Here is a 12,933-nt window from a genome sequence, read left to right on the forward strand (position 1 = left end):
CGATCTTCGTGCGTGCGGACCGCCCCTCAGGACGTGCGCCACGGGGGCAGGGCGGAGCGCGGGAAGAGGCGGGAGCGCAGGTCCAGGGGAGCGTTCTGCTGGAGGCTCGCGGTGATCGCCTTCAGCGTCTCCGGCAGGGTGCCGTCGGCCTGGGAGGTGGGCGCGTACCACTCCCGCTCCACGGCCTTGACCAGCTGCTTCAGCGCGTCGGTTCCCGTGGCGTCCAGGTCGTGGTCCTTGGCCAGCCGCTCGGCGAGCTGCCGGGCCGTGTGGGTGTCGCGCGGCTGGTAGCCGCGATCCCGGAACTCGTCCAGCACCTCCCGCCACGCGGTGTCCGCCGCGCCCGCGCGGCCCTCGGTGATCGCCTGGAGGCGCTGGCCGCGCCGGATCTCGCGCACCGCCAGCGGCGACGCCGCGCCCGCGCAGACCAGCAGCACGATCAGCACCAGCACCGCCACCGACCAGGTGCGATCGGCCGGTTCGCGGCGCTGATCCGGCACGTCGCGGGCATCGGGCTGGTCGGGCTGCGCCCCGGCCGCGGGCGGGACCGGAGCCCCCGGTGCGGGCGCGGGCTGCGGCTGACCGGGCAGCGGGGCGGCCGCCTGCGGCGGGTGCAGCGCCGTGTCGAGGAACTGCGGCAGCGCGGTCCGGCCGTCGCTGAGCGGCGTCGGGTCGAAGGTCTGCCAGCCCCAGCCGGGGAAGTACGCCTCCACCCAGGCGTGCGCGTCCTCGGTGGTGATGACCTGCTCGGTGCCGTCCTGGTAGCCGGCGGTGAAGCCGACCGCCACGCGAGACGGGATGCCGATCGAGCGCAGCAGCACCGCCATCGACGAGGCGTACTGCTCGCAGAACCCGCGCTTGCCCCGGAACAGGAAGTCGCTCAGCGCGTCCTGCCCGGTCGCGGGTGCGGTGGTCAGGTCGTAGCGGAAGCCGTTGGCCGGGTCGGTGAAGTACCGGTTGAGCGCCACGGCCTTGTCGAACTCGGTCGGCGCGTTCTCGGTCAACCGCCGCGCGAGATCGGCGACCTCCGGCGCGATGCCCGAGGCGTCGACGTAGGCGGGATCGATCGGCATCGGCCCGCGCGCGGAGCGCAGCTCCTCCGGCGAGGGATCCGGGACGATCACCTGCTGCGTGTAGGGCCGCGTCTCCTGGTTGGTCTGGGTGAACACGATCCCGGCGGCCGGGTCGTACCGCCAGTTCCGGCCCATGCCCGACACCTCGACCGGCGTGCCGAAGACCGGCAGCCACGGGTCGCGGTAGCCGATCGGCTGGACCTCGATCCGCTCGGGCCTGCCGCGCCCGATGGTGGTGCCCTCCGGCAGCGGCAGCGGGGCGCTCGCGTCGACGCCCTGCGTCAGGCCGTCGAGCTGCCAGCCGGAACGCGGGTCGAACTTGCGCAACGTCATCGCGCGCAGGTAGCTGTCCTGCTGGAGCCCCCGGACGCGGAAGAGCTCGACCACCTGGTCGCGGTTGAGCTGCCCGCGCAGCGAGGTGAACGGCTGCAGCCCGATCCCGTCGGTGCCGCCGAACTCCTCGGGCACCGAACCCGGCAGCCGCCCCTCGGTGCCGACCCCGGTGAACACCGAGCCGGCCAGCACGGCGATCACCCCGGCCGTGCCCGCGACCACCGACGTGGTCCGGCCGAAGAGCGTGTGGGCGACCCGGTCCGGCTCCTCGTAGCGCCGCCACCTGCGGTGATGGCCGCCGGAGGCGAGCAGCAGCGCGTAGCCGGCACCGCCCAGCGCGAACGTCCACCACGGCAGCATCCGGTCCGACAACGACGCCGGGATCGCGAACACGCACAGCAGCACCAGGCCCGTCACCGCGGGCGTGCCGATGCCCACCGCGATCAGATCCACCAGCAGCGCCACCACGCCCAGGCCGAGGCACACCAGCGCCTGCAGCGGCGGCTCGGCGGCCACCGGAGGCACCCCGGTGCTGATCAGCTCCCTGGTGCCGCCCAGCAGCCGGGCCAGCTCACCGAACGCGGCGGGTCCCGGCAGCACCCCGAGGAACGCGCTGGACCCGGCGAACAGAGCGGTCAACGCCACCAGCAGCACGGCCAGCTGACCGGCCGCGACGCCCACGTTCGGCCAGCCCAGACGCCTGCCCAGCACGCCCGTGCCCACGACCGCGACGACGGTGATCAGCGAGGGCAGCAGCCAGCGCAGGTCGGCGAGCACCCCGGCGAACGCGGCCGACGCGCACATGACGGCCACCGCTCCCGCCGCGGCGGCGACCAGCGAGGTGTCGAGGGACCCGGTCTTGTCGGTGCTCACTGCATCATTCCCGCGGTGTCGCCTGCCTTGGTCTGCCCGCACAGCTCCCGCCACACCTCGGTGATCGGGGTCCGCGGGCCGTCGGCCACCACGACGGTCCAGCCCGCCGCGCGCAGCCTGCGCGCGGCGTCGTCCACGTCGTTGCCCGCGCCGTCGCCGTTCCACGACCGGACCGCGAGCAGCACCGCGATGCTGCGGGTCTCCTGCGGGCGGAGCTTGGTCAGCTCCGCGACGGCCGCGGTGGTGGTCTCGCCGAGCACCGCGATGAGCTCGTGCCCGTCGCCGGGGTCGCGGCTGCACTCCAGGTCGCGCTGCGGGGACGGGCGCACGGCGGCCAGCGAGTCCAGCAGCGCTTCGTCCCGTCCGCCGTCGTCGCCGCCGATGTTGCGGGTCAGCGGATGCCCGTCCTCGGTGACCAGGCGGACCTGCTGCCCGTGCTGGGCCAGGTGCAGGCAGATGCTGGCGACCGCGGAGATCGCCCATTCGACGCTGTTGTGAGCGCCGTTGCCCCGGTGCGCGGCCGAACGCCGGTCCAGCAACACCGTGACGCCGCCGTGCCAGGGCCGTTCCTCCACCCGCACCATGAGCTCGTCGCGTCGCGCGGTGGACTTCCAGTGCACCCGGCGGATGTCGTCGCCCTGCCGGTACTGGCGGACCATCGCGTCGTCCTCGCCGTGCCCGGCGCGCAGCCGCGCGGTGCCGTCCTCGCCGGTGCCCAGCCCGGAACCGGCGGGCAGCCCGGCCAGCTCGACGACCTGCGGCGTCGCCACCATCCGGGAGCGCCCGGCGAGCTCGCGTTCGAACTGGGCCAGTCCGAACGGATCGCCGATCCAGGTCCGCAGCGGTCCGATGTGGTGGATGCCGCGCAGCGCCGGGACCACCGGGTAGGTCAGCACCTGGCCGCCGTGGCGGGGCACGATCGGCAACCGGAACCGGGGGCGGCCGCCCAGCGCGTGCGGGGTGCCGTCCTCCAGGACCAGCCCGTCGGCGGGGAACCGGCCGCTGCTGCTGATGTGCAGCTGCACGTCGGCCCGCGATCCGACCTCCACGCGCGGCGGATCGATCACCCGCCGGGCTGAGACGCCGAACCTGACCTGGCCGGACAGCGCCAGCGCCAGCAGCGGCAAGGCGATCACGAACGCCGAGACCCGCAGCAGGTCCCGCTCGTCGAGGACCAGCGCGCAGATCCCGGCTGCCACGCCCGCGGCCAGCAGGCAGCGGCCGCGGATGGTCAGCCCGGACAGCATGTCAGCCTCGTTCGTCGTGGGTGTCGCCGCGCGGCACCGGGATGCGCTCCAGCAGCTGCCGCACCAGGTCGGTCGCCGAGCGGCGGGCCGCGCGCGCCTCGCTGGTCAGCACCAACCGGTGCGCCAGCACCGGGACGGCCACGGCCTGCACGTCGTCGGGGATGACGAAGTCGCGGCCGGCCAGCGCGGCCTGCGCGCGAGCGGCCCGCACGAGCTGCAGCGTCGAGCGCGGCGAGGCGCCCAGCCGCAGCTCGGCGAGGTTGCGGGTCGCGGTGACCAGCTCGATCGCGTAGCGGCGGATGTCGGTGGAGGTGTGCACCTGGGAGACCACGCGCAGCAGCTCCTGCACCTCGGTGGCGTCGGCGGCCGGGCGCAGCTGGCTCAGCGGGTCGTGCCCGGAGTGCTCGTCGACCATCGCCAGCTCGGCCTTGGCGTCGGGGTAGCCGATCGACACCCGCGCGGTGAAGCGGTCGCGCTGGGCTTCCGGGAGGGCGTAGGTGCCCTCCATCTCGACCGGGTTCTGCGTCGCGATGACCATGAACGGCGAGCCGAGCGCGTAGGTGTCGCCGTCGACGGTGACCTGCTGCTCCTCCATGCACTCCAGCAGCGCCGACTGGGTCTTCGGCGAGGCGCGGTTGATCTCGTCGCCCACCACGATGTTGGCGAACACCGGGCCCGGCCGGAACTCGAAGCTCTCGGTCTGCCGGTTGTAGATGGACACGCCGGTGATGTCGCTGGGCAACAGGTCCGGGGTGAACTGGATGCGGCTGACGGTGCAGTCGATCGAGCGCGCGAGGGCCTTGGCCAGCGAGGTCTTGCCCACGCCGGGAACGTCCTCGACCAGCAGGTGGCCCTCGGCGAGCATGGTGACCAGCGCGATCCGGACCACCTCGGGCTTGCCGACGAGGACCTGCTCGACGTTGGCGGCGATGCGCTGGATCGTCCCGTGCACGTGATCGATGCCGGGCGCGGCGGCGACGGCCCCATCGGTCGTTGGTCCGACGGCACCGGTCAGCTGGGTTTTCGGCGTCACGCCACCTCCTGGATTGCGCCCTCCCGGTCATGTCTGGCCCGCAGACCGGGGGTGCCGGGAGGACACCCGGACCGGGCCGGCGGAGCCGGAGGCGGCACTGCCCCCACTTCACCCCACCACCGATGCCCGGCGGCTGCCGGACATCGAGCGGACTGAGCATAACCGCCCGCCCGACTAGTTGATCTACACGCGTGCTGACCGGCGGTTTTCGCGAATTTCCCACTCATCGTGGCTGGTGGACCGGTGGTGGTGCGTGGTGGGGTGGGGGCGCGGCGGCGCCCCCGTTTTCCCCCACTCCGCCCCCACAGCGTGCCACCTGCGGAAACAGCAGTGACCCCGCTGGGGTGAAGGGGGCGTTTCGTGTTGACGGTGGAGCGTAGTGGGGTACTGTGGGGCGCGGTGGGGCAAAAGGGGGTCCTGCTGCCTTCGTCGGCAGTTGACTCCGCGTCGGTTCGGCGCGGGGACCAGTCGTCGGCAGGGGCGATCCGGGCCGGGGGAGGTGGACCGGGATGTTTCTCGGCACCCATCACCCCAAGCTCGACGACAAGGGGCGCTTGACGCTGCCGGCGAAGTTCCGGGACGCACTGGCGGGGGGTCTGATGGTCACCAAAGGTCAGGACCACTGCCTCTACGTCTTCCCGCGCGACGAGTTCGAGCAGATGGCGCGCAAGGTCGCCGAGGCTCCGTTCACCAACGAGGCGGTTCGCGCCTACCAGCGGTACCTGTTCGCCGGAACCGACGAGCAGCGGCCCGACGGTCAGGGGCGGATCTCCATCGCACCGGAGCTGCGGCGCTACGCGGAACTGAACAAGGAATGCGTGGTCATCGGCGCGATCACCCGCCTGGAGATCTGGCAGGCGGAGAGGTGGCAGAGCTACCTCGACGAGCACGAGGAGGGCTACGCCCAGGCTCGCGAGGAGGTGCTGCCCGGCGTGTTCTAGGCGTGACGGTCGGGTTTCGTGAGGCCTCGGTCCGCTCGGCTTTCGCCTCCTGGTGCATCTTCCCCGGTACCAGGAAGCGACGGGCGGGCGGGGACCTGACGGGATCCGGCGCAAGAGGGGGATCAACGCTGCGACGGTCGGTGCGCACTGCTGAGTGCGCGCCGATCGCTGGTTATGAGCAAGAACGGCACGCGGGAGGGAGGGACCGCAGTGGCCGACAAGCCGCATGAGACGGGCGGTTCCGCCCGCGACAAGCACGTGCCGGTGCTGTTGGAGCGCACGCTGGAGCTGCTCGCGCCTGCGCTGTCCCGGGACGGGGCGGTGGTCGTCGACGCCACGCTGGGCATGGGCGGGCACTCCGAGGCGATGCTCGCCGCGCACCCGGGTTTGACGCTGGTCGGGCTCGACCGCGACCCGGACGCGCTGCGCCTGGCGGGCGAGCGGCTGGCGCCGTACGCCGACCGGATCCACTTGGTGCACGCGGTCTACGACGAGTGGGACCGGGTGCTCGACGAGCTCGGACTGTCCGCTGTGGACGCCGCGCTGTTCGACCTGGGCGTGTCCTCGTTGCAGCTGGACGAGGCCGAGCGCGGTTTCGCCTACGCGCAGGACGCGCCCCTGGACATGCGGATGGATCCCGGTGCGCCGCGCACCGCCGCCGACGTCCTCAACACCTACGCGCACGAGGACCTGGCGCGGGTGCTGCGGGTCTACGGCGAGGAGAAGTTCGCGGGCAAGATCGCCTCGGCGATCCTGCGCGAGCGCGACAAGGAACCGTTCAGCAACAGCGCACGGCTGGTCGAGCTGCTCTACAACACGGTCCCGGCCGCCAGCCGGCGCACCGGAGGGCACCCGGCCAAGCGCACCTTCCAGGCGCTGCGGATCGAGGTCAACGCCGAGCTCGCCGTGCTGGAGCGGGCTCTGCCCGCGGCCCTGGAATCGCTGGCCGTGGGCGGTCGGATCGCGGTCATGTCCTACCACTCGCTGGAGGACAAGATCACCAAGCGGGAGTTCGCCGATCGGGTGAAGTCCCGCACCCCGGTCGACCTGCCGGTCGAACTCCCCGGGCACGGGCCGGAGTTCCGGCTGCTCACCCGGGGTTCCGAGCAGGCCGGTGAGGACGAGAGAGAAACCAACCCCAGGGCGGCTTCGGTGCGGCTGCGCGCCGCCGAGCGGATCCGCGGGGGCAACGGCGAGGAGGCGACATGACTGCACCTGCACGTGCCAACGCGGCTTCACGGACCGACAGCGCCCAGGCCGAAACCGTCGAGAAGACCCGCACGGCACCTCAGCCGACGGGGCTGAAGCCGCCGTCCAAGAAGGCCGACAAGCGCCGCACCCGCTCGGCCGCCGCCGAGCGCGCCTACGCGCGTCGCGAGGAGCGCCGCGAGCAGTCGGCCCGGCGCCCGCGCCAGGTCCGGCAGGGCATCGACGAGCGGCGTCCCGTCGCGGCCATGCCGCGCGCCAAGCAGCTGGTGCACGAACGCGTGTCGTCGCTGGCCCGGCTGCCGCTGGTCGTGGTCGTGATGGTCGTGCTGGCCACCGGCCTGGCGGCGACGCTGTGGCTGTCGATCTCGGCGGTCAGCGGCAGCTACCAGCTGCAGGAGGGCGAGTCCCGGGTCAACGCGCTCAACGAGCGCAAGGAGCAGCTGCAGCGCGACGTCAGCACGATGGGTTCGACGCCGGAGATCCAGCGCCGCGCCGAGCAGGAGCTGGGCATGGTCAAGGCCCCGGCGCCCGCGCACCTGGTGCCGCAGCCGGACGGTTCGGTCGTGGTCGTCGGTGAGCCGGAGAAGGCCACCGCCCCGCCGCCGCCCGCCCCGCCCGCGCCTCCGGCCGTGCAGGGTCAGGCGGTCGTGCCCGGTCAGCCGGTTCCGCCGGCGACCCCGCAGACCGCGCCGCAGCAGAACCCGGCCCAAGCGCAGGCGATGGGGCGCTGATGCCGCGCAGGCCCCAAGCACGAGGTCGCACCGCCCGCACCAACGTCGCCGGAAGCAACCGGCGGTTGTTGGTCGGGCGGTTGCTCATGGTGATCGCGCTGCTGGTCACCGGCGCCAAGCTGGTCCAGGTGCAGGGCGTGGAAGCCGGTGCGCTGTCCAGCCAGGCCGAGAAGCAGCGGATCACCAAGGACGCGATCCCCGCCGAACGCGGGTCCATCGTGGACCGCAACTCCAACGTGCTCGCGTTCTCCAGCGAAGCGCGCCAGCTCTACGCCAACCCGCGCCAGCTCACCCAGGCCTTCGACGAGCAGCACGCCAAGGATCCGAGCAAGCCGACGTCGGTGCAGCACAAGCAGGACATCGCCCGGTTCATCGCCAAGACGCTGCCCGGCCAGATCACCGAGCAGGAGGTGCTGGACGCGCTGTTCAAGGACGCCGCGTTCACCTACTTCGGCCCGGAGATCGACCCGAGCCAGGCCAACCTGATCACCGAGAAGTACCCGCACATCGGCGCCGAGTACCGCGCCACGCGCGAGTACCCGGCGGGCAACCTGGCGGCCAACGTCATAGGCGCGGCGAACTGGCGGATGGACGAGCGCAAGGTCCAGGGCCAGATCGGCCTGGAACTGGCGATGAACAAGGTCCTCGCCGGTCGCAACGGCACCAAGGTCTCCGACACCGCGATGGGGTCGAGCCTGGTCATCCCCGGCACCGAGCGCGAGCTCGAACCGGCCACCCCCGGTTCGGACGTGCAGCTGACCCTGGACTCCGACCTGCAGCACATGGTGCAGCAGGCGGTCTCCGACTACGCCGTCCGCGCGGGCGCCAAGAGCGCGAGCGCGGTGGTCCTCGACGCCAAGACCGGCGAGGTCTACGCGCTGGCCAACGACAAGACCTTCGACCCGCGCGGGCCGTGGGTCGGCAACCTCGGCAACCCGGCGGTCACCACGCCCTTCGAGCCCGGTTCGGTCAACAAGCTGATCACCGCGGCGGGCGCGATCGAGCAGGGCGTGATCAAGCCCGAGACGGTGCTGCAGGTGCCGGGCAGCATCGAGGTCGCCGACCGCACGGTGGGTGACGCGTGGGAGCACGGCACCATCGGGCTGACCTTCACCGGCGTGCTCGGCAAGTCCTCCAACGTGGGAACGCTGATGGTCGCCCAGCAGCTCGGCGAGCAGCGGTGGTACGACCTGGCCAAGGCGTTCGGGCTCGGCAAGCTGACCGGAATCGGCCTGCCCGGGGAGAGCGCGGGCAGCCTGCTGCCGCGCGAGAAGTGGTCGGGTTCGACCTTCGCGAACCTGCCCATCGGGCAGGGGCTTTCGATGACCGTGCTGCAGATGGCGGGCATGTACCAGGCGATCGCCAACGACGGCGTCCGCGTGCCGCCGCGCATCATCGAGGCCGAGATCGCTCCGGACGGCACGCGGATCGAACGGCCGCGCCCGGAACCGGTCCGGGTCGTGAGCCCGCAGACCGCGCACACCGTCAAGGACATGCTGCGCTCGGTGGTGCAGAACGGTCCTGGCAGCGCCAACGACGGCACCGGCCCGGCTGCTGCGATGCCGGGCTACCAGGTGTCGGGCAAGACGGGTACTGCGCAGCAGATCGATCCCGAGTGCCGCTGCTACAGCCAGTCCAAGTACTGGATCACGTTCGCGGGCATGGTCCCCGCGGACGATCCGCGTTTCGTGGTCGGCCTGATGCTCGACGCCCCGTCCGGCTCCCGCGAATCCAGCTCGGCGGCACCGCTGTTCAACACCATCGCCAGTTCCCTCACCCAGCGCTACCAAATCCCGCTGTCCAAGGAACCGGCCCCGCTGCAGACCCTGCAGACCCCCTGAGCGAAAGCCTCCAACCGGCTCTTCCCCTTCGCGGGGGAGAGCCGGTTGTTCTTGTTGGGAGGGGGCTGGTGACCTTCCGCGGGAGCTCGGGTCAGTTCGGGTTGAGGTTCTTCGGGGTTCGGATGGCCTGCGGATTCGCGGTTCGAGCGGGGTCTTCTGATTTGGTGAGGGTGAGGAACAGGGCGGCTGCGGCGAAGCCGCAGAGGGCGAGGAGGTAGAGGCCTGCGGCGTCGGAGTCGAGGGTGGACTCGATCCAGGTCTTGGCGACCGGGGCGACGAAGCCGCCGAGGTTGCCCAGCGAGTTGATGAGGCCGATGCCGGCCGCGGCGGCAGTTCCCGTCAGGTAAGCCGCCGGGAAGGTCCAGAAGACCGGCTGAACGGCGATGTAGCCGGCCGCTGCCACCGACAGGCCCGCGATGGCCAGGACCGGGTTGCTGAAGGCCGCGGAGGCCGCGATGCCGACCGAGCCGACGGCGACGCAGGCGGCTGCGACGAAGCGCTTCTTCGGTTGGGGCAGGCGGTCCGCGGCCGTGTTGACCACGATGTTGACCACCAGCGCCACGGTCCACGGGATCGCCGTGACCAGTCCGACGAGCAGTCCGACCTCGCTGCCCACGGCTTCGGACACCTGCGTCGGCAGGTAGAAGGTCATGCCGTAGACGCTGCACTGGATCAGGAAGTAGATCAGGCAGAAGTACAGCACCCGGAGGTCGACCAGGGCCGAGAGCAGCCGGTGCGGTCCCGTCTTCGCCTCGTCCTCGGCGTCCAGCGCGGCTTGCAGGGTCGTGCGCTGCTCCTCGGTGAGCCACTTGGCGTGGGCGGGGGAGTCGTCGAGGTAGAAGAACGCCCACACGCCCACGACGCAGGCGATCAGGCCCTCGACGGCGAACATCCACTGCCAGCCCAGGAAGCCGGCCGCGCCGTCGAGCTCCAGCAGCGCGCCCGACAGCGGTGCGCCGAGCACGGAGGCCAACGGGATGCCGAAGTAGAACAGCGCGTTGCAGCGGGCGCGGTAGGCGTGCGGGACCCAGTAGGTGATGTAGAGGATCACGCCGGGGAAGAACCCGGCTTCGGCCACGCCGAGCAGGAAGCGCAGCAGGTAGAACAGGAACTCGCTGTTGACCAGCGACATCGCCGCCGAGATGAGTCCCCAGGTGACCATGATCCGGCACATCCACCAGCGGGCGCCGACCCGCGTCATGATCAGGTTGCTGGGGACTTCGAACAGCGCGTAGCCGATGAAGAACAGGCCCGCGCCGAGCGCGTACGCGGCCTCCGAGATCCCGGCGTGCGCCTGGAACTCCTCCTTGGCGAAGCCGATGTTGACGCGGTCCAGGAACGCGATGACGTACATCAGGAACAGGAACGGGATCAGTCGGACCATGACTCGCCGCACCGCTGTGCGCAGCGCCGGGGCGTCGGATCGCACCGTGCCTCCTCGTCGAGGTTCGGTATGTCGAACGTTGTTCGTGATTTGGATCACGAGCCTAGGAGTGTCGCTCGGCGGCGTCAACGGTCCTGTTCGAAATGGCAACCGCTGTTCGGTATTGCGGATGGGCTATTGCGTGCCGCCGCACGAGCTGGTTACGTCGCTTCCATCCGGTGGAAACCACAGCTCGGGAGGAACGCGATGAGCACGCCGCGGCGCAGCGCCAGCTGGTTCGGGGCCTACGGGCGAGCGGGCATGACCGCCCGCTCCTGGGTGAAGAACCAGGGCTACAGCGACGAGGTGTTCGACGGGCGGCCGGTCATCGGCATCGGCACGACCTGGTCGGAGCTGGCCCCGTGCAACGCCCACCAGCAGCGCATCGCCGAGTCGGTGAAGCGCGGCGTCTGGCAGGCGGGTGGGTTCCCCCTGGAATTCCCCAACATGGCGCTCGGCGAGACGCTGATGCGGCCGACCACCATGCTCTACCGGAACCTGCTGGCCATGCAGGCCGAGGAGACCATCCGCGCCAACCCGCTCGACGGGCTGGTGCTGCTGTCCGGTTGCGACAAGACCACTCCCGGGCTGCTGATGGCCGCCTCCAGCGTCGACCTGCCTGCCGTGATGCTCACCGGCGGCCCGATGCTCAACGGCAAGTACCGGGGAACCGACATCGGCTCCGGCACCGCCGTGTGGCAGGCCGAGGCCGACCTGGTCGCCGGTCGCATCGACCAGGAGGAGTGCTACTTCATCGAGGGCTGCATGTCCCGCTCCAACGGGCACTGCATGACGATGGGCACCGCCTCGACCATGGCCTGCGTCGTCGAGGCGCTGGGTATGCAGCTGCCCTACGCCGCGTCCTGGCCCGCCGTGGACGCCCGCCGCTACGCCACCGCGCAGCAGACCGGGCAGCGGATCGTGGAGATGGTCTCCGAGGACCTCAAGCCCTCCGACATCCTCACCCGCGAGGCGTTCCGCAACGCCATCCGCGCCAACGCCGCCATCGGCGGCTCCACCAACGCCGTGGTGCACCTGATCGCGATCGCCAAGCGGGTCGGCGTGGAGCTCACCGTCGACGACTTCGACCTCGACACCCGCGAGGTGCCGACGCTGGTGAACCTGCAGCCCAGCGGCAAGTTCCTGATGGAGGACTTCTGCTACGCGGGCGGGTTGCCCGCGGTGCTCAAGGAGCTCGGCGGGCTGGTCGAGAGGGAAGCGATCACCGTCAACGGCAAGACGATGGGCGAGAACATCGCCGACGCCGAGGTGCACAACCGCGAGGTCATCACCTCCTTCGACGAGCCGTTCCAGGCCGTGGGGACCGGCACCGCCGTGCTGCGCGGATCGCTGGCGCCCGGTGGTGCCGTGATCAAGCAGTCCGCGGCCTCGCCCCGGCTGCTGGTGCACCGGGGCACGGCGATGGTGTTCGAGGACGTCGACGAGTACTACGCGGTGTGCTCCGACGACGATCTCGACGTCGACGAGAACACCGTGCTGGTGGTCCGCAACGCCGGGCCGAAGGGCTACCCGGGGATGCCCGAGGTCGCCAACGTCCCGGTGCCGAAGAAGGTGCAGGACGCCGGGTTCGACGACATCGTCCGCATCTCCGACGGCAGGATGAGCGGTACCGCCTACGGCACGGTCGTCCTGCACGTCACGCCCGAGGCCGCGGCCGGAGGCCCGCTGGCCTTCGTCCGCACCGGCGACACCATCAGCCTCGACGTGCCGAACCGGCGGCTGGACCTGGAGATCCCGGACGAGGAGCTCCAGCGCCGGCGGGCCGAGTGGAAGGACCCGGACAACCCCTACGAGCGCGGTTGGCAGCGCCTCTACTACGACCACGTCCTGCAGGCCTCCGACGGCGCCGACCTGGACTTCCTCGTCGGCAAGTCCGGCAGCTACGTCCCCCGCGACGGCCACTGACCGAAGCGACGAACCGCGCTGAGCGACCTACCCGGACGCTCAGCGCGGCTCCGCCCAGCGCGGTGGATTCGAATTTCGCGCGAAATTCGACCCCGAACTGTGGCCCTCGAATTTCGCGCGAAATTCGAAGGCCCCGGCCGCGCGGAGGCTCCGCGAAGCCCCACCCCGCCTCCGCCTCGGCGGGAAGTGCCTGTTCAGGAGGGTGGGATTCGAATTTCGCGCGAAATTCGAGTCGGAACTTCGGCGGTCGAACTTCGCGCGAAATTCGACAGGGGTGGTGGGGGTCAGAGGCCGGCGGGGACC

9 protein-coding genes are annotated in these 12,933 nt (G+C 71.3%); 5 read left to right on the forward strand and 4 right to left on the reverse strand.

What is annotated here, in order from left to right; genetic code table 11:
• Window positions 1-26: 26 nt before the first annotated feature.
• From E1181_RS14140 to E1181_RS14150, 3 genes are read right to left on the reverse strand one after another with little or no spacing between them, the layout of a single operon-like run.
• On the reverse strand, window positions 27-2,279 hold the full coding sequence (locus tag E1181_RS14140; RefSeq protein ID WP_235876755.1) for a transglutaminase TgpA family protein: 2,253 nt from the start codon (window positions 2,277-2,279) through the stop codon (window positions 27-29).
• Window positions 2,276-3,526 carry a DUF58 domain-containing protein gene (locus E1181_RS14145; RefSeq protein ID WP_132674845.1) on the reverse strand — a complete coding sequence of 417 codons (1,251 nt, stop codon included), beginning with the start codon at window positions 3,524-3,526 and terminating at the stop codon, window positions 2,276-2,278. Before E1181_RS14145 ends, E1181_RS14140 begins: the two co-directional genes overlap by 4 nt.
• A gap of 1 nt (window position 3,527) precedes the next feature.
• The gene (locus E1181_RS14150) at window positions 3,528-4,559 is read right to left on the reverse strand and encodes an AAA family ATPase (protein WP_132674847.1); all 1,032 of its coding nucleotides are present in this window, start codon (window positions 4,557-4,559) and stop codon (window positions 3,528-3,530) included.
• A 509-nt stretch (window positions 4,560-5,068) separates the two neighbouring features.
• On the opposite strand from E1181_RS14150, the gene mraZ reads away from it, so the two are divergent.
• From mraZ to E1181_RS14170, 4 genes are all read left to right on the forward strand, one after another.
• Window positions 5,069-5,500: a division/cell wall cluster transcriptional repressor MraZ gene (gene mraZ / locus E1181_RS14155; RefSeq protein ID WP_132620661.1), complete on the forward strand. Its 432-nt coding sequence runs from the start codon at window positions 5,069-5,071 to the stop codon at window positions 5,498-5,500.
• 174 nt (window positions 5,501-5,674) lie between these two features.
• Window positions 5,675-6,709, forward strand: coding sequence for a 16S rRNA (cytosine(1402)-N(4))-methyltransferase RsmH (rsmH, locus tag E1181_RS14160; protein ID WP_132674849.1), 1,035 nt, complete (start codon window positions 5,675-5,677; stop codon window positions 6,707-6,709).
• Window positions 6,706-7,440: a hypothetical protein gene (locus tag E1181_RS14165; protein WP_132674851.1), complete on the forward strand. Its 735-nt coding sequence runs from the start codon at window positions 6,706-6,708 to the stop codon at window positions 7,438-7,440. The genes rsmH and E1181_RS14165 overlap by 4 nt, the downstream gene beginning before the upstream one ends.
• On the forward strand, window positions 7,440-9,281 hold the full coding sequence (locus E1181_RS14170) for a peptidoglycan D,D-transpeptidase FtsI family protein (protein WP_132674853.1): 1,842 nt from the start codon (window positions 7,440-7,442) through the stop codon (window positions 9,279-9,281). The genes E1181_RS14165 and E1181_RS14170 overlap by 1 nt, the downstream gene beginning before the upstream one ends.
• Before the next feature lie 91 nt (window positions 9,282-9,372).
• Here the strand turns inward: E1181_RS14170 and E1181_RS14175 are convergent, their stop codons facing one another.
• The gene (locus tag E1181_RS14175) at window positions 9,373-10,710 is read right to left on the reverse strand and encodes an MFS transporter (protein ID WP_235876757.1); all 1,338 of its coding nucleotides are present in this window, start codon (window positions 10,708-10,710) and stop codon (window positions 9,373-9,375) included.
• 201 nt (window positions 10,711-10,911) lie between these two features.
• Here E1181_RS14175 and E1181_RS14180 point away from each other — a divergent pair, with 201 nt between their 5' ends.
• Window positions 10,912-12,630 (forward strand): IlvD/Edd family dehydratase, encoded by a 1,719-nt coding sequence (locus E1181_RS14180; protein WP_132674855.1) that lies wholly within the window; start codon window positions 10,912-10,914, stop codon window positions 12,628-12,630.
• Window positions 12,631-12,933: the final 303 nt, after the last annotated feature.

The organism is Saccharopolyspora terrae (assembly GCF_004348435.1).
GTDB lineage: Bacteria > Actinomycetota > Actinomycetes > Mycobacteriales > Pseudonocardiaceae > Saccharopolyspora > Saccharopolyspora endophytica.